Source organism: Streptomyces beihaiensis, from assembly GCF_026274175.1.
Classification (GTDB): domain Bacteria; phylum Actinomycetota; class Actinomycetes; order Streptomycetales; family Streptomycetaceae; genus Streptomyces; species Streptomyces beihaiensis.
In genome coordinates this window covers 14,644-36,667 of record NZ_JAPHNL010000290.1, presented here as the reverse complement: position 1 = coordinate 36,667, position 22,024 = coordinate 14,644, and the positions used below count along the sequence as shown (strand labels likewise).

The 22,024-nt window shown below is 71.9% G+C and carries 20 protein-coding genes; 18 read left to right on the top strand and 2 right to left on the bottom strand.

The window, feature by feature from the left end; all coding sequences use genetic code 11:
* The 4 genes from OFY01_RS25155 to nusB form a co-directional block, all read left to right on the top strand.
* Positions 1 to 730: AAA family ATPase (locus tag OFY01_RS25155; RefSeq protein WP_407700420.1), on the top strand; the 730-nt coding region annotated here is incomplete at its 5' end.
* A gap of 105 nt (positions 731 to 835) precedes the next feature.
* Positions 836 to 1,954 carry an aminopeptidase P family protein gene (locus tag OFY01_RS25150; RefSeq protein ID WP_266603550.1) on the top strand — a complete coding sequence of 373 codons (1,119 nt, stop codon included), beginning with the start codon at positions 836 to 838 and terminating at the stop codon, positions 1,952 to 1,954.
* Positions 1,955 to 2,014: 60 nt separating this feature from the next.
* Positions 2,015 to 2,581 (top strand): elongation factor P, encoded by a 567-nt coding sequence (efp, locus tag OFY01_RS25145; RefSeq protein ID WP_266603548.1) that lies wholly within the window; start codon positions 2,015 to 2,017, stop codon positions 2,579 to 2,581.
* A 2-nt stretch (positions 2,582 to 2,583) separates the two neighbouring features.
* Positions 2,584 to 3,021, top strand: coding sequence for a transcription antitermination factor NusB (gene nusB / locus OFY01_RS25140; protein WP_266603546.1), 438 nt, complete (start codon positions 2,584 to 2,586; stop codon positions 3,019 to 3,021).
* Positions 3,022 to 3,215: 194 nt separating this feature from the next.
* Here nusB and bldD read toward each other — a convergent pair whose 3' ends face one another.
* On the bottom strand, positions 3,216 to 3,716 hold the full coding sequence (gene bldD / locus OFY01_RS25135; protein WP_093894511.1) for a transcriptional regulator BldD: 501 nt from the start codon (positions 3,714 to 3,716) through the stop codon (positions 3,216 to 3,218).
* 253 nt (positions 3,717 to 3,969) lie between these two features.
* Between bldD and pyrR the strand changes: the two genes are divergently transcribed.
* The 14 genes from pyrR to OFY01_RS25065 all read left to right on the top strand — a co-directional run bounded on the left by pyrR (position 3,970) and on the right by OFY01_RS25065 (position 20,796).
* Positions 3,970 to 4,551, top strand: coding sequence for a bifunctional pyr operon transcriptional regulator/uracil phosphoribosyltransferase PyrR (gene pyrR / locus OFY01_RS25130; protein ID WP_266603542.1), 582 nt, complete (start codon positions 3,970 to 3,972; stop codon positions 4,549 to 4,551).
* 114 nt (positions 4,552 to 4,665) lie between these two features.
* A complete protein-coding gene (locus tag OFY01_RS25125; RefSeq protein ID WP_266603540.1) occupies positions 4,666 to 5,646 on the top strand; it encodes an aspartate carbamoyltransferase catalytic subunit in 981 nt (326 codons plus the stop codon).
* Between the two features lie 2 nt (positions 5,647 to 5,648).
* A complete protein-coding gene (locus tag OFY01_RS25120) occupies positions 5,649 to 6,947 on the top strand; it encodes a dihydroorotase (protein WP_266603538.1) in 1,299 nt (432 codons plus the stop codon).
* 17 nt (positions 6,948 to 6,964) lie between these two features.
* Positions 6,965 to 7,564: a PH-like domain-containing protein gene (locus tag OFY01_RS25115; RefSeq protein WP_266603556.1), complete on the top strand. Its 600-nt coding sequence runs from the start codon at positions 6,965 to 6,967 to the stop codon at positions 7,562 to 7,564.
* Positions 7,561 to 8,733 (top strand): glutamine-hydrolyzing carbamoyl-phosphate synthase small subunit, encoded by a 1,173-nt coding sequence (gene carA, locus OFY01_RS25110; protein ID WP_266603536.1) that lies wholly within the window; start codon positions 7,561 to 7,563, stop codon positions 8,731 to 8,733. The genes OFY01_RS25115 and carA overlap by 4 nt, the downstream gene beginning before the upstream one ends.
* On the top strand, positions 8,726 to 12,034 hold the full coding sequence (carB, locus tag OFY01_RS25105; protein WP_266603534.1) for a carbamoyl-phosphate synthase large subunit: 3,309 nt from the start codon (positions 8,726 to 8,728) through the stop codon (positions 12,032 to 12,034). The genes carA and carB overlap by 8 nt, the downstream gene beginning before the upstream one ends.
* A gap of 129 nt (positions 12,035 to 12,163) precedes the next feature.
* Positions 12,164 to 13,276: a quinone-dependent dihydroorotate dehydrogenase gene (locus tag OFY01_RS25100; protein WP_266603532.1), complete on the top strand. Its 1,113-nt coding sequence runs from the start codon at positions 12,164 to 12,166 to the stop codon at positions 13,274 to 13,276.
* Complete coding sequence (pyrF, locus tag OFY01_RS25095) at positions 13,273 to 14,151, top strand: orotidine-5'-phosphate decarboxylase (RefSeq protein ID WP_266603531.1); 879 nt, start codon at positions 13,273 to 13,275, stop codon at positions 14,149 to 14,151. The genes OFY01_RS25100 and pyrF overlap by 4 nt, the downstream gene beginning before the upstream one ends.
* A 279-nt stretch (positions 14,152 to 14,430) precedes the next feature.
* Positions 14,431 to 14,754, top strand: coding sequence for an integration host factor (locus OFY01_RS25090; RefSeq protein ID WP_030493613.1), 324 nt, complete (start codon positions 14,431 to 14,433; stop codon positions 14,752 to 14,754).
* Positions 14,755 to 14,814: 60 nt separating this feature from the next.
* Positions 14,815 to 15,372 (top strand): guanylate kinase, encoded by a 558-nt coding sequence (gene gmk / locus OFY01_RS25085; protein WP_266603528.1) that lies wholly within the window; start codon positions 14,815 to 14,817, stop codon positions 15,370 to 15,372.
* Between the two features lie 38 nt (positions 15,373 to 15,410).
* On the top strand, positions 15,411 to 15,683 hold the full coding sequence (gene rpoZ, locus OFY01_RS25080; protein ID WP_003982715.1) for a DNA-directed RNA polymerase subunit omega: 273 nt from the start codon (positions 15,411 to 15,413) through the stop codon (positions 15,681 to 15,683).
* A 128-nt stretch (positions 15,684 to 15,811) separates the two neighbouring features.
* Positions 15,812 to 17,035: a bifunctional phosphopantothenoylcysteine decarboxylase/phosphopantothenate--cysteine ligase CoaBC gene (gene coaBC / locus OFY01_RS25075; protein ID WP_266603527.1), complete on the top strand. Its 1,224-nt coding sequence runs from the start codon at positions 15,812 to 15,814 to the stop codon at positions 17,033 to 17,035.
* A gap of 251 nt (positions 17,036 to 17,286) precedes the next feature.
* On the top strand, positions 17,287 to 18,510 hold the full coding sequence (gene metK / locus OFY01_RS25070; RefSeq protein WP_266603525.1) for a methionine adenosyltransferase: 1,224 nt from the start codon (positions 17,287 to 17,289) through the stop codon (positions 18,508 to 18,510).
* A 147-nt stretch (positions 18,511 to 18,657) separates the two neighbouring features.
* Positions 18,658 to 20,796, top strand: a complete 2,139-nt coding sequence (locus OFY01_RS25065; protein WP_266603523.1) for a primosomal protein N' — start codon at positions 18,658 to 18,660, stop codon at positions 20,794 to 20,796.
* A 401-nt stretch (positions 20,797 to 21,197) separates the two neighbouring features.
* On the opposite strand, the gene OFY01_RS25060 is transcribed toward OFY01_RS25065, so the two are convergent.
* A complete protein-coding gene (locus tag OFY01_RS25060) occupies positions 21,198 to 21,767 on the bottom strand; it encodes a hypothetical protein (protein ID WP_266603521.1) in 570 nt (189 codons plus the stop codon).
* Positions 21,768 to 22,024 lie beyond the last annotated feature (257 nt).

Sequence of the window (22,024 nt, the reverse complement as noted above, 5' to 3'; positions counted from 1 at the left end):
GGTGACGGGCCCCCACGCGGGCGACCCGTCGAACGCCCTGCGCCTGACCACCTCGCCGGACGACCTCTCGCCCGTGGTGCGCGACACCAGCACCGGGCACGTCCAGCTGCCGTCCGGCGCCCCCGTCGCCGTGCCCAGCCCGCCGCCCGCGCAGGCCCCGGTCGACCCGGGCGCCACCACCCTCGCGGTGCTGCTGATCGGCCCCGCGGGCGCGGGCAAGACGAGCGTCGCCCGGCACTGGGCGGAGCGCCGCCGCGTCCCGACGGCCCACATCAGCCTCGACGACGTCCGCGAATGGGTCCGCTCCGGCTTCGCCGACCCGCAGTCCGGGTGGAACGACAGCTCGGAGGCGCAGTACCGCCTGGCCCGCCGCACCTGCGGCTTCGCCGCCCGTAACTTCCTGGCCAACGGGATCTCCTGCATCCTCGACGACGCCGTCTTCCCCGACCGCCCGGTGGTGGGCCTCGGCGGCTGGAAGCGGCACGTCGGGCCGGGACTGCTGCCCGTGGTGCTGCTGCCCGGCCTGGAGATCGTCCTGGAGCGCAACGCACAGCGCAGCGGCAACCGCCGCCTCACCGACGAGGAGGTGGCGCGCATCCACGGCCGGATGGCCGGCTGGTACGGCTCGGGCCTGCCGATCATCGACAACTCGCAGCTGGACGTGGACGCCACGGCGCAGGTCCTCGACGACGTCCTGGCCCGCGCCATCACCAGCCCGCCCACGTGGTGACCCGTCGCCGCTGATCCCTCGCCACACCCCGGGAACCGATGTTCGGCCGCCCGTCCGGACGCGCTGACCGGGCCGAAGCGGCCGCCCGCTTCTACGCTCGGTGGTATGGCACAGGTGTACGCGGCCCGACGGGACCGGCTCAGAGAGCGCGCCATGGCGGGCGGCAGCGCGGCCGCCCTCGTGTCGCGCCCCGCCAACGTCCGCTATCTCGCCGGAGCGGCGCCCAGCGGCGCCGTCCTGCTGCTCGGCAGGGAACCGGGCGGCGGCGACGACGTCCTGCTGTGCGGGCGACCGCCCACGGGGCAGACCGCCGAGGGGCGGCCCGACGACGACCTCGCGGTGCGGGTGCTGCCCGCCGCGGGCGGTGATCCGGCGGTCGCCGCCGCCGACGTCGCCGTCGACCAGGGCGCCGACTCGATCGCCGTGGAGGAGCACCATCTGACCGTGGCGCGGCACCGGGCCCTGTCCTCCGTCGCACCCCGGCTGCGCCTGACCGACCTGAACAAGGCGGTCGAGCAACTGCGCCTGATCAAGGACGAGGAGGAGATCTCCTGCCTGCGCATCGCCGCGGAGATCGCCGACCAGGCCCTGGGCGAGCTTCTGGAGTCCATCCTCGTGGGCCGCACCGAGCGGCACCTCGCGCTCGAACTGGAGCGCCGCCTCGTGGACCACGGGGCGGACGGCCCGGCCTTCCCGACCTGCGTCGCCACCGGCCCCAACTCCGGACGCGGCGGGCACCGGCCCAGCGACCGCAGGGTGGAGGAGGGCGACTTCCTGACCGTGTGCCTGGGCGCGACGTACCGCGGCTACCGCAGCGAGATCGGCCGCACCTTCGTCATCGGCACCTCGCCCGCGGACTGGCAGATCGAGCTGTACGACCTGGTCTTCGCCGCGCAACGAGCCGGGCGCGAGAGCCTGGCTCCGGGCGCCGAGTGCCGCGAGGTGGACCGGGCCGCCCGCCATGTCCTGGTCGGCGCGGGGTACGGTGACGGTCTCGCACAACTGACCGGACACGGAGTGGGACTCGAAATCGACGAGGACCCGCAGCTGGCCCCTTCCGCCATGGGTAAACTGGACGCTTGTGTGCCGGTCACCGTCGAACCGGGGGTCCACCTCCCGGGCCGGGGCGGCGTCCGGATCGATGACACGCTCGTCGTCCGCCCCGAGGCGGACGGCGGACCCGAGCTACTCACCATCACGACCAAGGAGCTGCTCGCGCTCTAGCCTTCGGGCCGGCGCGGTGCCCCCGGGGTCGTCCACGTCAGTCCAGGAGATTCCGCAACCGTGGCTTCCACGAACGACCTCAAGAACGGCATGGTGCTCAAGCTCGAAGGCGGCCAGCTGTGGTCCGTCGTCGAGTTCCAGCACGTCAAGCCCGGCAAGGGCCCGGCCTTCGTGCGCACCAAGCTCAAGAACGTGCTCTCCGGCAAGGTCGTCGACAAGACGTTCAACGCCGGCGTCAAGGTCGAGACGGCCACTGTCGACAAGCGCGACATGCAGTTCTCGTACATGGACGGCGACTACTTCGTCTTCATGGACATGGAGACGTACGACCAGCTCCACGTCGACCGCAAGGCCGTCGGTGACGCCGCCAACTTCCTCGTCGAGGGCTTCACCGCCACCGTCGCGCAGCACGAGGGCGAGGTGCTCTTCGTCGAGCTGCCGGCCGCCGTCGAGCTGACCGTCCAGGAGACCGAGCCGGGCGTCCAGGGCGACCGCTCCACCGGTGGCACCAAGCCCGCCACCCTGGAGACCGGCCACCAGATCCAGGTGCCGCTCTTCATCACCACCGGTGAGAAGATCAAGGTCGACACCCGCAGCAGCGACTACCTCGGCCGGGTGAACAGCTAACCGTGGCTGCCCGCAACACGGCCCGCAAGCGCGCCTTCCAGATCCTCTTCGAGGCCGACCAGCGGGGCGTCGACGTCCTGACGGTCCTCGCCGACTGGGTCCGGCACTCCCGCACCGACACGCGGCAGCCACCCGTCAGCGAGTACACGATGGAACTCGTCGAGGGGTACGCCGCGCAGGCGACCCGGATCGACGAGCTCATCGCGCAGTACGCCGTCGGGTGGACGCTGGACCGGATGCCGGTGGTCGACCGCAACATCCTGCGGCTCGGCGCCTACGAGCTGGTCTGGGTCGACGGGACCCCGGACGCGGTGGTGCTCGACGAGGCCGTCTCGCTGGCCAAGGAGTTCTCCACCGACGAGTCCCCGGCGTTCGTCAACGGTCTTCTGGCCCGCTTCAAGGACCTGAAGTCGACGGTGCGCCGCGACAACGCCTCCTGACCGCGGGGCGTCCGGCACGTCCCACGGACACCGACACGGGCCCGGCCCGGAACCCGACGAGGTTCCGCACCGGGCCCGCCGTGCTGTCCGGGCCGCGCGTGGCCGCGCCCGTACCCGCCACGACGCCCGAGGGGGGCGGAGCCGTCCGGCTCCGCCCCCCTCGGGCTGTGACGTTTCTGCGGCGCAGCGCCCCGTCATGCCTCTTCGTGCGCCACGGCGCGCCGCGCGTCCGCGTCGAGCACGCCCCAGCTGATCAGCTGCTCGGTCAGGACCGAGGGCGACTGGTCGTAGATGACCGCCAGGGTGCGCAGGTCGTCCTGCCGGATCGAGAGCACCTTGCCGTTGTAGTCGCCGCGCTGCGACTGGATCGTGGCGGCATACCGCTGGAGCGGGCCCGCCTTCTCCGGCGGGACGTGGGCCAGGCGCTCCAGGTCGAGGACGAGCTTCGGCGGCGGCTCGGCGGCGCCGCCCGGGGTGGTGCCCGGCAGCAGCTCCTGGACCGGCACGCCGTAGAAGTCCGCCAGCTCGGCGAGGCGCTGCACGGTCACGGCGCGGTCACCGCGCTCGTAGGACCCGACGACGACCGCCTTCCAGCGTCCCTGGGACTTCTCCTCGACGCCGTGGAGGGAAAGGCCCTGCTGGGTGCGGATCGCACGGAGCTTGGCCCCGAGCTGTTTGGCGTATTCGCTGGACATATAGCTCCCCGGACACTGCATCACTGTGCGGCTCCGCCGCGTGGCTGGTAACTCACTGTGAGGTTACGCAGCGTTACTTGGCCGCGTCAAGCCGAATGGTCCGTACCGACCTTCTCGTGAATTCGTGCGGGCCGCACCTCCAACGGGGCCACCTGGGGTGATGGGGCCGGTCACGGGCCTGGTACCGTGGGTGGCGCAAATCCGACGTCCTTTAAGGTCCGTCCCGTGAGGCGGAGAAGGGGGTCCGTTTCGTATGGACACGCAGAAGTCCGATGCCCGGCCCGTGCTCGAAGGGCCCGACATCGCGCGGGTGCTGACCCGTATCGCCCACGAGATCGTCGAGCGCGCCAAGGGCGCCGAGGACGTGGTTCTCCTGGGCATCCCGACGCGCGGCGTCTTCCTCGCCCGCCGCCTGGCCGCCAAGCTCGAAGAGATCACCGGCCGCGCCGTCCCCGTCGGCTCGCTCGACATCACGATGTACCGCGACGACCTGCGCATGCACCCGCCGCGCGCGCTCGCCCGCACCGACATCCCCGGTGACGGCATCGACGGCCGCCTGGTCGTCCTCGTCGACGACGTGCTCTTCTCCGGTCGCACCATCCGCGCCGCCCTGGACGCCCTGAACGACATCGGGCGGCCGCGCGCCGTGCAGCTCGCCGTCCTCGTCGACCGGGGCCACCGCGAGCTGCCCATCCGCGCCGACTACGTCGGCAAGAACCTCCCCACGTCGCTGCGGGAGACGGTCAAGGTCCAGCTCGCCGAGGAGGACGGCCGCGACGCCGTGCTGCTCGGAGCCAAGCCGGACCCCGCGGCAGCCGGGCGAGCCGAGCAGTAGCACACCCGCCCGCGTACGCCTCCGTCCGGACGTACGCGCCCACAGGTGTGCCCTGGCACGCCCGTATGTCCCGTACGTTCCGAACCTCCTGAACTTTCCTACGGAGCACCCCAGATGATGCGACACCTCATCTCGGCCGCCGACCTCACCCGCGACGACGCCGTCCTCATCCTCGACACCGCCGAGGAGATGGCCCGCGTCTCCGACCGGCCCATCAAGAAGCTGCCCGCGCTGCGCGGGCGGACCGTCTGCAACCTCTTCTTCGAGGACTCGACCCGCACCCGGATCTCGTTCGAGGCGGCCGAGAAGCGCCTTTCCGCGGACGTCATCAACTTCGCCGCCAAGGGCTCCAGCGTCTCCAAGGGAGAATCCCTCAAGGACACCGCCCAGACCCTGGAGGCGATGGGCGTCGACGCCGTCGTCATCCGCCACGGCGCCTCCGGCGCCCCGTACCGGCTCGCCACCAGCGGCTGGATCGACGCCCCCGTCATCAACGCGGGCGACGGCACCCACCAGCACCCCACCCAGGCACTGCTCGACGCCTTCACCATGCGCCGCCGCCTCACCGGCCCCGACGCCGGGATCGGCCAGGGCCTCGACGGCCGACGCGTCACCATCGTCGGCGACGTCCTGCACAGCCGCGTCGCCCGCTCCAACGTGGACCTGCTGCACACGCTCGGCGCCGAGGTCACGCTCGTCGCGCCGCCCACCCTGCTGCCCGTCGGCGTCGAGACCTGGCCCTGCGAGGTCTCCTACGACCTCGACGCCACGCTCACCAAGTCCGACGCCGTGATGATGCTGCGCGTGCAGCGCGAGCGCATGAACGCGGCGTTCTTCCCGACCGAGCGCGAGTACTCCCGCCGCTACGGCCTCGACGGCGACCGGATGGCGCGGATGCCCGAGCACGCCATCGTGATGCACCCGGGCCCGATGGTCCGCGGCATGGAGATCACCGCCCAGGTCGCCGACTCCGGCCGCTGCACGGCCGTCGAGCAGGTCGCCAACGGCGTCTTCACCCGAATGGCGGTTCTGTACCTGCTGCTGGGCGGCAATGAGCCCGCCGTCACGAACACCCGTACCGAGGAGACGAAGTAACCATGAGCGAGCCGAAGAAGACGCTGATCCGTGGTGCGAAGGTGCTCGGCGGCGAGCCGCAGGACGTCCTCATCGACGGCGGCGTCATCGCCCAGGTCGGCACCGGCCTGAGCGGCGACGGTGCCGACACCGTCGTCGAGGCCGGCGGCAAGATCCTCCTCCCCGGCCTCGTCGACCTCCACACCCACCTGCGCGAGCCGGGCCGCGAGGACTCCGAGACCGTCCTGACCGGCACCCGCGCCGCCGCCTCCGGCGGCTACACCAGCGTGTTCGCCATGGCCAACACCTTCCCGGTCGCCGACACCGCCGGCGTCGTCGAGCAGGTCTACCGGCTCGGCCAAGAACACGGCTACTGCGACGTCCAGCCCATCGGGGCCGTCACCGTCGGCCTGGAGGGTGTCAAGCTCGCCGAGCTCGGCGCCATGCACGAGTCCGCCGCGGCGGTCACCGTCTTCTCCGACGACGGCAAGTGCGTCCACGACGCCGTGATCATGCGCCGCGCCCTGGAGTACGTGAAGGCATTCGGCGGCGTCGTCGCCCAGCACGCGCAGGAGCCCCGCCTCACCGAGGGCGCCCAGATGAACGAGGGCACCGTCTCCGCCGAGCTCGGCCTGGGCGGCTGGCCGGCCGTCGCCGAGGAGTCGATCATCGCCCGGGACGTGCTCCTCGCCGAGCACGTCGGCTCCCGCGTCCACATCTGCCACCTGTCGACCGCCGGCAGCGTCGAGATCGTCCGCTGGGCCAAGTCCCGCGGCATCGACGTCACCGCCGAGGTCACCCCGCACCACCTGCTCCTCACCGACGAACTGGTGCGCACGTACAACCCGGTCTACAAGGTCAACCCGCCGCTGCGCACCGAGAAGGACGTCATGGCGCTGCGCGAGGCGCTGGCCGACGGCACGATCGACATCGTCGCCACCGACCACGCCCCGCACCCGCACGAGGACAAGGACTGCGAGTGGGCCGCCGCGGCCATGGGCATGGTCGGCCTGGAGACCGCGCTCGGCGTGGTGCAGCAGACCATGGTCGACACGGGCCTGCTCGACTGGGCGGGCGTCGCCGACCGGATGTCCTTCAAGCCCGCCGAGATCGGGCAGGCCACCGGCCACGGCCGCCCCGTCTCGGCAGGTGAGCCCGCCAACCTCGTCCTGGTCGACGCGGACTACCGTGGTGCCGTTGACCCCGCGGGCTTCGCCTCCCGCAGCCGCAACACCCCGTACGAGGGCCGTGAGCTGCCGGGTCGCGTCACCCACACCTGGCTGCGGGGCAAGGCCACCCTCGCCGACGGGAAGCTCGCGTGACACCACCACTGCACTCTCTGCGACCCCTGCACCCGCTGGTCCGGCTCGCCGCCGAGAAGAAGTCGGCAGCCGTGACGGACTGGCCCGGCCGCATCGGCTGGGTCGTCGGACTGCTGCTCTTCATCACGCTCGCCTACTGGCTGATGCGCCAGGGCTGGAAGTGGCGCGGCACGCTCCAGGGCGACCTGCCGCCGCTGCCCCAGCCGCCTCGGTCGCCCGGAACGCCGGGTGCGGCGAGACTGACTGTGTTGTCGATGAGCGGCCGCTACCACGGCTCCACCACCGCCGGGCAGTGGCTCGACCGCATCGTGGCGCACGGCCTCGGCACCCGCAGCCGAGTCGAGCTCACGCTCACGGACGCCGGTCTCGACGTCGTACGCCCCGGGGCGAGCGACTTCTTCGTCCCGGCGGACGCGCTGCGCGAGGCCCGGCTCGACAAGGGCATCGCCGGGAAGGTGCTCACGGAGGGCGGTCTGCTGATCGTCACCTGGGCGCACGGCGACAAGCTCATCGACTCCGGGTTCCGCTCCGACCGGGCGGCCGAGCAGGCCGAGTGGGTCACCGCCATCAACAACATGATCGACAAGAAGCACACGACGGAAGGCGCCGCACGATGACCACCTCCAGCAAGGGGAGCTCCTCCGCGAGGACGAAGGTGCTTCCCGCCGTACTCGTCCTGGAGGACGGCCGCATCTTCCGCGGCCGCGCCTACGGGGCCGTGGGGGAGACCTTCGGCGAGGCCGTGTTCTCCACCGGCATGAGCGGCTACCAGGAAACCCTCACCGACCCCTCCTACGACCGCCAGATCGTCGTCGCCACCGCCCCGCAGATCGGCAACACGGGCTGGAACGACGAGGACGACGAGTCCGGGCGCATCTGGGTCTCCGGCTACGTCGTGCGCGACCCCGCGCGCGTGCCCTCCAACTGGCGCGCCAAGCGCTCCCTCGACGACGAGCTCGTCGCCCAGGACATCGTCGGCATCCGCGGCATCGACACCCGCGCCCTCACCCGCCACCTGCGCGAGCGCGGCTCCATGCGCTCGGGCATCTTCTCCGGCGAGGCGCTGGCCCCGGAGGCCGAGCTGCTCGCCAAGGTGCGGGCCCAGCCCCACATGAAGGGCGCCAGCCTGTACGAGGAGGTCGCCACCAAGGAGGCGTACGTCGTCGAGGCGATCGGGGAGAAGAAGTTCACCGTCGCCGCGATCGACCTCGGCATCAAGGGCATGACCCCGCACCGCATGGCCGAGCGCGGCATCGAGGTGCACGTCCTGCCCGCCACCGCCACCGAGGAAGACGTCTACGCCGTGGGCCCCGACGGGGTCTTCTTCTCCAACGGTCCGGGCGACCCGGCCACCGCCGAGGGCCCGGTCGCGCTGATGACCGCCGTGCTGAGGCGGAAGACGCCGCTGTTCGGCATCTGCTTCGGCAACCAGATCCTCGGCCGCGCCCTGGGCTTCGGCACGTACAAGCTCAAGTACGGCCACCGCGGCATCAACCAGCCGGTCCAGGACCGCACCACCGGCAAGGTGGAGGTCACCGCGCACAACCACGGCTTCGCCGTGGACGCGCCGCTCGACAAGGTGAGCGAGACGCCCTTCGGCCGCGTCGAGGTCTCGCACGTCTGCCTCAACGACGACGTCGTGGAGGGGCTCCAGCTGCTCGACCAGCCGGGCTTCTCCGTCCAGTACCACCCCGAAGCCGCCGCGGGCCCGCACGACGCCGCGTACCTCTTCGACCGCTTCACCTCTTTGATGAACACCGCTCTGATGGAGGGCCAGCGTGCCTAAGCGCACCGATATCCAGTCCGTCCTGGTCATCGGCTCCGGCCCGATCGTCATCGGCCAGGCCGCCGAGTTCGACTACTCCGGCACCCAGGCGTGCCGCGTCCTCAAGGCCGAGGGCCTGCGGGTCGTCCTGGTGAACTCCAACCCGGCGACGATCATGACCGACCCCGAGATCGCCGACGCCACGTACGTCGAGCCGATCACCCCCGAGTTCGTCGAGAAGATCATCGCCAAGGAGCGCCCCGACGCGCTGCTGCCCACCCTCGGCGGTCAGACGGCCCTCAACACGGCCATCTCGCTGCACGAGGCCGGCACCCTCGACAAGTACGGCGTCGAGCTGATCGGCGCCCGCCCCGAAGCCATCCACAAGGGCGAGGACCGCGACCAGTTCAAGGAGGTCGTCGAGGCCGTCCGCGCCAAGATCGGCCACGGCGAGTCCGCCCGCTCGGTCATCTGCCACTCCATGGACGACGTCCTACAGGGCGTCGACGAGCTGGGCGGCTACCCGGTCGTCGTCCGCCCCTCCTTCACCATGGGCGGCGCCGGCTCCGGCTTCGCCCACGACGAGGACGAGCTGCGCCGCATCGCCGGCCAGGGTCTGACGCTCTCGCCGACCACCGAGGTGCTCCTGGAGGAGTCCATCCTCGGCTGGAAGGAGTACGAGCTGGAGCTGATGCGCGACAAGCACGACAACGTCGTGGTCGTCTGCTCCATCGAGAACTTCGACCCGATGGGCGTGCACACCGGCGACTCGATCACCGTCGCTCCCTCGATGACGCTGACCGACCGCGAGTACCAGATCCTGCGGGACATCGGCATCGCCGTGATCCGCGAGGTCGGCGTCGACACCGGCGGCTGCAACATCCAGTTCGCGGTCAACCCCGAGGACGGCCGCGTGATCGTCATCGAGATGAACCCGCGCGTCTCCCGGTCGTCGGCGCTCGCCTCCAAGGCCACCGGCTTCCCGATCGCGAAGATCGCCGCCAAGCTGGCCGTCGGCTACACGCTCGACGAGATCCCCAACGACATCACCGAGGAGACCCCCGCCTCCTTCGAGCCCACGCTCGACTATGTGGTCGTCAAGGCGCCCCGGTTCGCGTTCGAGAAGTTCCCGCAGGCCGACTCCACGCTGACCACCACCATGAAGTCGGTCGGCGAGGCCATGGCCATCGGCCGCAACTTCACCGAGGCGTTCCAAAAGGCGCTGCGCTCCCTGGAGAAGAAGGGCTCGCAGTTCACCTTCGTCGGCGAGACCGGCGACAAGCAGGCGCTCCTCGAAGCCGCCGAGCGGCCCACCGACGGCCGGATCAACACCGTCATGGCGGCGATCCGCGCCGGGGCCACGCCCGAGGAGGTCTTCGCGCACACGAAGATCGACCCCTGGTTCGTCGACCAGCTCTTCCTGATCAAGGAGACCGCCGACGAACTGGCCGCCGCGCCCGAGCTCACCGAGGAGCTCATCGCCGAGGCCAAGCGGCACGGCTTCTCCGACCACCAGATCGCCGAGATCCGCGGCCTGCGCGAGGACGTCGTCCGCGAGGTCCGGCACGCGCTCGGCGTCCGCCCGGTCTACAAGACGGTCGACACCTGCGCCGCCGAGTTCGCCGCGAAGACCCCGTACTTCTACTCGTCCTACGACGAGGAGACCGAGGTCGCTCCCCGCACCAAGCCCGCCGTGATCATCCTGGGCTCCGGGCCCAACCGCATCGGCCAGGGCATCGAGTTCGACTACTCCTGCGTCCACGCCTCCTTCGCCCTCGGTGACGCGGGCTACGAGACCGTGATGGTCAACTGCAACCCGGAGACCGTCTCCACCGACTACGACACCTCCGACCGCCTCTACTTCGAGCCGCTCACCCTCGAGGACGTCCTGGAGGTCGTCCACGCCGAGCAGCTCGCGGGCCCGGTCGCGGGCGTCATCGTGCAGCTCGGCGGCCAGACCCCGCTGGGCCTGTCGCAGGCGCTCAAGGACAACGGCGTCCCCGTCGTCGGCACCCCGCCCGAGGCCATCCACGCCGCCGAGGACCGCGGCGCCTTCGGCCGCGTCCTGGCCGAGGCCGGGCTGCCCGCCCCCAAGCACGGCACCGCCACCACGTTCGACGAGGCCAAGGCCATCGCCGACGAGATCGGCTACCCGGTCCTCGTACGCCCCTCGTACGTGCTCGGCGGCCGCGGCATGGAGATCGTCTACGACGAGACCCGCCTGTCGTCGTACATCGAGGAGTCGACCGAGATCAGCCCGTCGCGGCCGGTCCTGGTCGACCGCTTCCTCGACGACGCCATCGAGATCGACGTCGACGCCCTCTACGACGGCACCGAGCTCTACCTCGGCGGCGTCATGGAGCACATCGAGGAGGCCGGCATCCACTCCGGCGACTCGGCGTGCGCGCTGCCCCCGATCACGCTCGGCGGCCACGACATCAAGCGGCTGCGCGCCTCCACCGAGGCCATCGCCCGCGGCGTCGGCGTGCGCGGCCTGATCAACATCCAGTTCGCCATGGCCGGGGACATCCTCTACGTCCTGGAGGCCAACCCGCGCGCGTCCCGTACGGTCCCCTTCACCTCGAAGGCGACCGCGGTGCCGCTCGCCAAGGCCGCCGCCCGCATCTCGCTCGGCGCCACCGTCGCCGAACTGCGTGCCGAGGGCCTGCTTCCGGCCACCGGCGACGGCGGCACGCTGCCGCTGGACGCGCCGATCTCCGTCAAGGAGGCCGTCATGCCCTGGTCGCGCTTCCGCGACATCAAGGGCCGCGGCGTCGACACCGTCCTCGGCCCGGAGATGCGCTCCACCGGCGAGGTCATGGGCATCGACTCCGTCTTCGGCACGGCGTACGCCAAGTCGCAGGCCGGAGCCTACGGTCCGCTGCCGACCAAGGGCCGCGCGTTCATCTCGGTCGCCAACCGCGACAAGCGCTCGATGATCTTCCCGGCGCGTGAACTCGTCGCCCACGGCTTCGAACTGCTCGCCACCTCCGGCACGGCGGAGGTCCTCAAGCGCAACGGCATCAACGCCACCGTCGTGCGCAAGCAGTCCGAGGGTGAGGGCCCCAGCGGCGAGAAGACCATCGTCCAGCTCATCCACGACGGCGAGGTCGACCTCATCGTCAACACGCCGTACGGGACCGGCGGCCGCCTCGACGGCTACGACATCCGTACGGCGGCGGTGGCCCGCTCGGTGCCGTGCCTGACCACGGTCCAGGCGCTCGCCGCGGCCGTCCAGGGCATCGACGCGCTCAACCACGGCGACGTGGGCGTGCGCTCACTGCAGGAACACGCGGAACATCTGACCGCGGCCCGCGACTAGCAGCCCAAGAGGGGGACACCGAAGCGGTGTCCCCCTCTTCATGAGCACCCCCTCTTCATGAGCACCGTCTCGCCATGAGCACCGTTCTTCTTGAGGCCCCACCTCATGAACACCTCTAGGACCTCAGCCATGTACAAGCTGTTCTTCAACCTCGTCTTCCAGCACATGGACCCCGAGAAGGCCCACCACCTCGCCTTCCGCTGGATCCGCCTCGCGGCCCGCGTCCCCGTCCTGCGCACCTTCGTCGCGGCCGTCCTCGCGCCCCGCCACAAGGAGCTGCGCACCGAGGCGCTCGGCCTGCGGATGCACGGCCCGTTCGGGCTCGCCGCGGGCTTCGACAAGAACGCCGTCGCGGTCGACGGCATGGCCATGCTCGGCTTCGACCACATCGAGATCGGGACCGTGACGGGGGAGGCCCAGCCCGGCAACCCCAAGAAGCGGCTCTTCCGGCTCGTCCCGGACCGCGCGCTCATCAACCGCATGGGCTTCAACAACGAGGGCTCGCTCGCCGTCGCCGCCCGCCTCGCCTCCCGCAACCCGGTCTTCAGGACCACGGTGGGCGTGAACATCGGCAAGACCAAGGTCGTGCCCGAGGCCGAGGCCGTGGGCGACTACGTGAAGTCGACCGAGCGGCTGGCCGCCTTCGCCGACTACCTCGTGGTGAACGTGTCGTCGCCGAACACGCCGGGCCTGCGCAACCTCCAGGCCACCGAGGCGCTGCGCCCGCTGCTGACCGCGGTGCGCGAGGCGGCCGACCGGACCGTGCGGGCGCGTCGCGTCCCGCTCCTGGTGAAGATCGCGCCCGACCTGGCCGACGACGACATCGACGCGGTCGCCGACCTGGCCGTCGAGCTCGGCCTGGACGGCATCATCGCCACCAACACCACCATCGCCCGCGAGGGCCTCGGCCTGACGTCGGACCCGGCGATCGTGGCGGAGACCGGCGGGCTCTCCGGCGCACCCCTCAAGGAACGCTCCCTGGAGGTCCTCAGGCGCTTGTACGCACGCGTGGGCGACCGGATCACCCTGGTCGGCGTCGGCGGCATCGAGAACGCCGAGGACGCCTGGCGGCGCATCCTGGCCGGTGCCACGCTCGTCCAGGGCTACAGCGCCTTCATCTACGAGGGGCCGTTCTACGCCCGCGCGATCCACAACGGTCTCGCCGCCCGCCTGAAGAACTCCCCGTACGCGACGCTCGCCGACGCCGTCGGCGCCGATGTGAGGAAGAAGGAAGCCGCGTGAGCGACCTCGAACCCCGCGCGCCCTTCGGCGCCCGCCTGCGCCGTGTCATGGACGAGCGCGGACCGCTGTGCGTCGGTATCGACCCGCACGCCGCCCTGCTCTCCTCGTGGGGCCTCGCCGACGACATCGCGGGCCTGGAAGCCTTCACGCGCGCGTGCGTCGAGGCACTGGCCGACACGGTCGCCGTGGTCAAGCCCCAGTCGGCGTTCTTCGAGCGGTTCGGCTCCCGTGGCATCGCCGTCCTGGAGAAGGCGGTCGCCGAGCTGCGCGCCGCGGGCACGCTCGTCGTCATGGACGCCAAGCGCGGCGACATCGGCTCGACCATGGCCGCGTACGCGCAGACCTTCCTCGACCCCGGCTCCCCGCTCTTCTCGGACGCCCTGACGGTCTCGCCGTACCTGGGCTACGGGTCCCTGAAGCCGGCGGTCGACCTGGCGCGCGAGTCCGGTTCCGGCCTGTTCGTCCTCGCGCTGACCTCGAACCCCGAGGGCGGCGAGGTGCAGCACGCCGTGCGCGCCGACGGCCGCGACGTGGGCGCGACGATGCTCGCCCACCTCGCGGAGGAGAACGCCGAGGACGCCGCCGAGGACGCCGCCGAGGTGCCCATGGGCTCGTTCGGCGCGGTCGTCGGCGCGACCCTGGGTGACCTGTCCTCGTACGACCTGGACATCAACGGTCCGCTGCTCGCCCCAGGGATCGGCGCGCAGGGCGCCACGGCCGCCGATCTGCCGGCGGTCTTCGGCGCGGCGGTGCGCAATGTCGTGCCGAACGTGAGCCGCGGCGTGCTGCGGGCCGGACCGTCGGTGCCCGCGCTGCGGGAGGCCGCGGCGCGGTTCGCCGACGAGGTGCGGGAAGCCGTCGCGGCGGCCGCGTGAAGGTGGCCAGGTGAGGCGGTCGGGGCGTGGCACTCGGTGCCGCGCCCGAGCCTTCTGGCCAGATCCTGACCGGATTCCGGGGCGTTTTGCCCCAAATGTCGGCCTCAACCAAGGCTGACCTGGACTTTTCCTCTGTTCTCGCTGACTCTGGCGGTCATGCCCGCTAGTCTCCGTCGAGAGAAAGCGGGCAAGCGCGTTGCTCGTTGCTCCCCAGGTGTGGGGCGACTAGGTTCCTCACCGGTCCGTATCCGACAGTTCGACATCCGAGGTGACGTAGGCGTGGCTCTTCCGCCCCTTACCCCTGAACAGCGCGCAGCCGCGCTCGAAAAGGCCGCCGCGGCTCGCCGGGAGCGGGCCGAGGTCAAGAATCGACTCAAGCACTCCGGCGCCTCTCTGCACGAGGTCATCAAGCAGGGACAGGAGAACGACGTCATCGGCAAGATGAAGGTCTCCGCCCTCCTCGAGTCCCTGCCGGGCGTGGGCAAGGTCCGCGCCAAGCAGATCATGGAGCGCCTCGGGATCTCCGAATCCCGGCGGGTGCGCGGTCTCGGCTCCAACCAGATCGCCTCCCTGGAGCGCGAGTTCGGCGGCGCCGGAGCCTGAGTGCCGCGACCGGCCGCCCGGCCGGTCCAGGCACTGAGGAATTCCTGGAATAATCGCTGCATGACTGATCGTCCGCGGCTGACCGTGCTCTCCGGCCCCTCAGGGGTCGGCAAGAGCACGGTCGTCGCCCATATGCGCAAGGAACACCCCGAGGTCTGGCTCTCGGTGTCGGCCACGACCCGCAAGCCGCGCCCCGGCGAGCAGCACGGGGTCCAGTACTTCTTCGTCAGTGACGAGGAGATGGACAAGCTGATCGCCAACGGCGAACTGCTCGAGTGGGCCGAGTTCGCGGGCAACCGGTACGGCACGCCGCGCCGCGCCGTCATGGACCGGCTCGACGCCGGTGAGCCCGTGCTGCTGGAGATCGACCTGCAGGGCGCCCGCCTGGTCCGCGAGTCGATGCCCGAGGCGCAGCTGGTCTTCCTCGCCCCGCCGAGCTGGGAGGAGCTGGTCCGCCGGCTCACCGGCCGCGGCACCGAGGCACCCGAGGTGATCGAGCGTCGCCTCGCCGCCGCCAAGGTGGAACTGGCGGCCGAGTCCGAGTTCGACACCACACTGGTCAACACCTCCGTCGAGGACGTGGCGCGCGAGCTGCTAGCCTTGATGAAAGTTGTTTGATCTTTAACCCCAGTCTCCACCCCATCGGAAGGCAGAGAGTGTCCTCTTCCATCACCGCGCCCGAGGGCATCATCAACCCGCCGATTGATGAGCTTCTCGAGGCCACCGACTCGAAGTACAGCCTGGTCATCTACGCCGCCAAGCGCGCGCGCCAGATCAACGCGTACTACTCGCAGCTCGGTGAGGGCCTGCTCGAGTACGTCGGCCCGCTGGTGGACACCCACGTCCACGAGAAGCCGCTCTCGATCGCGCTCCGCGAGATCAACGCGGGGCTGCTGACGTCCGAGGCCGTCGAGGGCCCGGCCCAGTAAGGTCCGGCAAGGCACGCAGTACGTACGTCACAGGCCCGGCAGCGCGGCTGCCGGGCCTGTGGTGTGTCATGGAGTCGTACGTCGTACGTTTCCGAGTGCGGCGCTCTGAGTGCGGGGAGGCACTGACGGTGGACAAGCCCAAGGTCGTGCTGGGGGTCAGCGGCGGCATCGCCGCCTACAAGGCGTGCGAGCTGCTGCGCCGACTGACCGAGTCCGGTCACGACGTACGCGTCGTCCCCACCGACTCGGCACTGCACTTCGTCGGCGCCGCCACCTGGTCGGCCCTGTCCGGCAACCCCGTCTCGACCGAGGTGTGGGACGCCGTCCACGAGGTCCCGCACGTCCGCATCGGCCAGCACGCTGACCTGGTGATCGTGGCCCCGGCGACGGCGGACATGCTCGCCAAGGCGGCCCACGGCCTGGCCGACGACCTCCTCACCAACACCTTGCTCACGGCCCGCTGCCCGGTCGTCTTCGCCCCCGCCATGCACACCGAGATGTGGGAGCACCCCGCCACCCAGGAGAACGTCGCCACGCTGCGCCGCCGCGGCGCCCTGGTCATCGAACCGGCCGTCGGCCGCCTGACCGGCGTGGACACCGGCAAGGGCCGCTTCCCCGACCCGGCCGAGATCTTCGACTACGTACGCCGGGTCCTCGCGCGCGGCGCACGGGCGGGCGAGAGCGACCTGGCCGGGCGGCATGTCGTCGTCAGCGCCGGCGGCACCCGCGAGCCCCTCGACCCGGTCCGCTACCTCGGCAACCGCTCCTCCGGAAAGCAGGGCTACGCGCTGGCCCGCACCGCGGCGGCCCGCGGCGCCCGCGTCACGCTGCTCGCCGCCAACACCGGCCTGCCGGACCCGGCGGGCGTGGACGTCGTGCGCGTGGGAACCGCGGTCCAACTGCGCGAGGCGGCGCTGAAGGCGGCGGCCGACGCGGACGTGGTGGTCATGGCGGCCGCGGTCGCCGACTTCCGCCCGCTGACATACGCCACCGGCAAGATCAAGAAGAAGGACGGCGAGGAACCGGCCCCGATCACCCTGGTCCGCAACCCGGACGTCCTCGCCGAGCTCTCCGCCGACCGCCCCCGCCCCGGACAACTGGTCGTCGGCTTCGCCGCGGAGACCGACGACGTCCTCGCCAACGGCCGCGCCAAGCTCGCCCGCAAGGGCTGTGACCTGCTCGTCGTCAACGAGGTGGGGGAGCGCAGGACCTTCGGCGCCGAGGAGAACGAAGCGGTGATCCTGGCCACCGACGGTACGGAGACGCCCGTCCCCCACGGCCCCAAGGACGCCCTCGCCGACCGGATCTGGGACGAGGTGTCCCACCGCTTGGCACCACCGACGGCGCAGTGAGCACGAGGTTCGCCCGTTCGGAGGCCCCTGACGGCCAAAAACCACCGGAATTCGGGCCCGGCCACCCCTTCCGAAGCCCGATCGTCGTATCGCACAATGCGGTGTCGCAGGTCACAGTGCTCCCACGTGGCGAGACACGGGGTCCGGCGGCCGAGCGCGACCGATAAACTGTCCCGAGGACGCCGCCGGGCGCAGCTCCCGGACCGTCCGTAACCGATCAGCCAGCAGCCGCTGCAACCACAGGGAGCGTTGTGTCCCGTCGCCTGTTCACCTCGGAGTCCGTGACCGAGGGTCACCCCGACAAGATCGCTGACCAGATCAGCGACACCATTCTCGACGCGCTCCTGCGCGAGGACCCGGCCTCCCGGGTCGCCGTCGAGACGCTGATCACCACCGGCCTGGTGCACGTGGCCGGCGAGGTGACGACCAAGGCCTACGCGGACATCGCGACGCTGGTCCGCAACAAGATCCTCGAGATCGGCTACGACTCCTCGAAGAAGGGCTTCGACGGCGCCTCCTGCGGTGTCTCGGTGTCGATCGGCTCGCAGTCCCCGGACATCGCGCAGGGCGTCGACACGGCGTACGAGAAGCGGGTCGAGGGTGCCGCCGCAGGCGACGAGGGCGACGAGCTCGACAAGCAGGGCGCGGGCGACCAGGGCCTGATGTTCGGTTACGCGTGCGACGAGACGCCCGAGCTGATGCCGCTGCCGATCACGCTCGCGCACCGCCTCTCGCGCCGCCTGTCCGAGGTTCGCAAGAACGGGACGATCCCGTACCTGCGCCCGGACGGCAAGACGCAGGTCACCATCGAGTACGACGGTGAGAAGGCGGTCCGTCTCGACACGGTGGTCGTCTCCTCGCAGCACGCGTCGGACATCGACCTCGAGTCGCTGCTCGCCCCGGACATCCGGGAGTTCGTGGTCGAGCCGGAGCTGAAGGCGCTGCTGGAGGACGGCATCAAGCTGGACACCGACGGCTACCGCCTGCTGGTCAACCCGACCGGCCGCTTCGAGATCGGCGGCCCCATGGGCGACGCCGGTCTGACCGGCCGCAAGATCATCATCGACACCTACGGCGGCTACGCCCGCCACGGCGGCGGCGCCTTCTCCGGCAAGGACCCGTCCAAGGTGGACCGCAGCGCCGCGTACGCGATGCGCTGGGTCGCCAAGAACGTGGTGGCGGCGGGCCTGGCCGCGCGCTGCGAGGTCCAGGTCGCGTACGCGATCGGCAAGGCCGAGCCGGTCGGCCTGTTCGTCGAGACGTTCGGCACGGCGACGGTCGACACCGACAGGATCGAGCAGGCCATCGGCGAGGTCTTCGACCTGCGCCCCGCCGCGATCATCCGCGACCTCGACCTGCTGCGCCCGATCTACGCCCAGACCGCCGCGTACGGCCACTTCGGTCGAGCGTTGCCCGACTTCACGTGGGAGAAGACGGACCGCGTGGACGCGCTGCGCAAGGCCGCCGGACTGTAGCCGCCACCAATCCTCGACCGGCTTCTTCGAGGGCCCGGGCCTCCTGCGGGAGGGCCGGGCCTCGGCGTTTTCCGGGACGGTCTCCGGCACGTGCGGGACGGTCCGAGTCCCGTCCCGTTGTCAGTCCTCTCTGGTAGGAATGCAGCTGTGAGCAGGCAGGACGACAGCGCCGACGGGCCGGAGCAGCTCGCGCTGATCCGGGAGTCGGTGCGCAAGGCGAAGGCGCCCAAGGCCAAGCCGCGGACGTGGCGGGGGGCGGCGCTGGCCAAGGAGCTGCCGGTCGCCCGGGTGCTGGTCGACAAGGGGGTGCTGCATCTTGACCGGTACTTCGAGTACGCCGTGCCGCAGGAACTGGACGCGGAGGCCCAGCCCGGTGTGCGGGTGCGGGTGCGGTTCGGGGCGGGGAGCAAGAACGTACGGGACGGGCGGCGTGAGGGCGGGGGGCTGATCGACGGGTTTCTGGTCGAGCGGGTTGCCGAGGCCGAGTATCAGGGGCCGTTGGCGGCGCTCGCGCAGGTCGTGTCGCCGGAGCCGGTGCTCGATGCGGAGCTGCTGGGGCTGACGCGGGCCGTGGCGGACCGGTACGCGGGGAGCCTGGCGGACGTCGTGCAGTTGGCGGTGCCGCCGCGTCATGCCAGGGCCGAGGCGCGGACGTTCCCTCCGGCCGCCGAGCCGCCCGCGGCGCCGGAGCCGGGAAGCTGGGCGCGGTACGAGAGGGGGGCCGAGCTCATCGGCGCGCTGGCCTCCGGCGGGGCGCCGCGGGCCGTGTGGACGGCGTTGCCGGGCCCGGAGTGGGCCGGCGAGATCGCGCTGGCCGTGCGGGCGGCGCTGGCCTCCGGGCGGGGCGCGCTCGTGGTGGTGCCCACCGTACGGCTGGCGGCGCGGGTCGATGCCGCGCTCGAGGCCGAGCTGGGGCCTGGGCGGCACGCGCTGCTGACCGCCGACGCCGGGCAGCAGAAGCGGTACGCCGAGTGGCTCGCCGTGCGGCGCGGGTCCGTCCGTGCCGTGGTCGGCACCCGGGCCGCCATGTTCGCGCCCGTACGCGACCTCGGGCTCGTCGTGGTGTGGGACGACGGGGACGCGCACCACAGTGACGACCACGCGCCGTTCCCGCATGTCCGCGAGGTGCTTGAGCTGCGGGCCGCGCGGGAGCGTTGCGCCTTTCTGCTGGGGAGCCTCAGCTGCACCGTGGAGGCCGCCCAGCTGGTCAGAAGCGGGTGGGCCGGCGCCGTGGCCGCGCCGCGCGACGAGGTCCGGCGCGCCGCACCGCGGGTGCGGACCGTCGGCGACCAGGACCTCGCCCGGGACGAGGCGGCACGGGCCGCGCGGCTGCCCAGCGTCGCGTGGGACGTGGCGCGGGAGGCGCTGCGCAGTGGGCCCGTGCTGATCCAGGTACCGCGCCGTGGGTACGTCCCCAGGCTCGCCTGCCAGACGTGCCGGGCGCCGGCCCGGTGCCGCCGGTGCGCCGGACCGCTGGAGGCGCGCGAGGCGAGCGGTGCGCTCGCCTGCGGATGGTGCGGGCGCGAGGAGGGCGCGTGGCAGTGCGCCGAGTGCGGTGGCGTACGCCTGCGTGCCCAGGTGGTGGGCGCCCGGCGGACCGCGGAAGAGCTGGGGCGGGCGTTCCCCGCCGTGCCGGTGCGGACCTCGGGCCGTGAGCAGGTGCTCGACACCGTGTCAACGGCGCCCGCGCTCGTCGTCAGCACCCCGGGCGCCGAACCGGTCGCCGAGGGCGGGTACGCAGCCGCGCTGCTGCTCGACGGGTGGGCGATGCTCGGCCGCCCCGACCTGCGAGCCGGTGAGGAGGCGCTGCGCCGCTGGATCACCGCGTCCTCGCTGGTGAGGTCCCAGGAGGCGGGCGGAACCGTGGTCATCGTGGCCGAGCCGACGCTGCGCCCCGTGCAGGCCCTCGTGCGTTGGGACCCGACGGGCCACGCGCTCCGCGAGCTCGCCGACCGGGCCGAGCTCGCCTTCCCTCCCGTGTCACGGATGGCTGCGGTCTCCGGGACACCGCGGGCTGTCGCGGACTTCCTGCGTGCGGTCGAACTACCCGGCGACGCGGAGGTGTTGGGCCCGGTGCCGGTTCCCGACACGGCGCCGGGCGGAGCACGCCGCCCCGGCGCCCCGCCCCCCGGCGAACACTGGCAGCGCGCGCTGGTCCGGGTCCCGCCCGGCAGCGGCACGGCCCTCGCCCACGCCCTCAAGCAGGCCCAGGCGGCCCGGATGGCGCGCACCCGGGGCGGCGTGGAGCCGGTCCGGGTCCGGGTCGATCCGCCGGACATCGGGTGAGACTCCGGGGCATCGGGTGAGGCACCGGGGCCGCCGACGAGGGGCGGCGGGGGAGGGCTGCGATGTGGGAAGAGTCGGGACGGTGGAGGAAGAGAGTTGGGACGGCGAGGGAGAGCCGGGGGAGGGAGAGGCGGGGGGACGGCGAGGATGGACCCGATACGGCCGGGGAGAGCCGATACGGCGGCGGGAAGAGCCCATCCGGCCGAGGGGGAGCCGGTGCCGGGGTAGAGGCGGTACGGCGCTGGCAAGGGCCCATCCGGCCGGGGGTGGAGGCGATGTCGGGGGAGCGGCGATGTCGAGGGGGAGCCGGTGCCGGGGGAGAGACGATGTGGTGGAGGGCGACGAGACGACACTGCCTCCCCGGGCGCAGGGCGCGGGGAGGCAGTGGTCGCGGACTCAGCTCAGCCGTTGCGTGGGCCGGGGAAGACACCCGGGCGGGCCTCGTCGCGCAGCCCGGGGCTGCCCGCGGTCGGCTGGGTCGGCATGGAACGGGCGGCGGGCACCGACGGAAGCGGCCCCGCGCCCAGGGGAACGGAAGGGCGGGGCACGGCGGGCGCGGGCGGCGTCGCGGGGGACGTCCCGCTCTCCGCGGCGCGCTCGGCCTCGGCCGCAGCCTGGGCGGCCGCCCTGCGGGCCCCGTACCGGCGGTGCACCGCCTGCTTGGTGACCCCGAGCGCCGAGCCCACCGCGTCCCACGAGAACCCGAGCGAACGGTCGAAGTCCACGGCGGCGGTCACCAGGGTCTCGACGCTGTCCCGCAGCTCCTGGGCAAGACGGACGGTCGGGGCGGGCGCCCTGCCGTAGACGACGAACCCCGCGGAGGGGCCCGAGCGGCGCGGCCGGTAGACGTTACCGAGCTGCGCGGTGAGGGTGCGCAGGGCGTCCACCTGCCGGCGGACCCGCTCGATGTCCCGCACCAGCAGGTGCAGGCTGGCCCGTGCCTGGGCGTCGTGGGTTGCGTGGTCGGCCATGAACAAGCCTCTCGAACCGGCGATGAAGAAGGATGGGGCCACGCGCGCGGCCGAACTGCACCCGAAGGTGGCGATCGCGTCGGCGGCCCATTGACTGGTCAACTCTTTCTTGACCAACGCGCCATCCGGTGAGGGGTCACGCTGTCTCGGCGTATCCGCATATGCGCGGGGCGCACGGCGTCGCGTGCGCCCCCGTCGTACGCGGCCGGACACTCGGCGGGCACTCGGCGGGCACTCGGCGGGCACTCGGCGGGCAC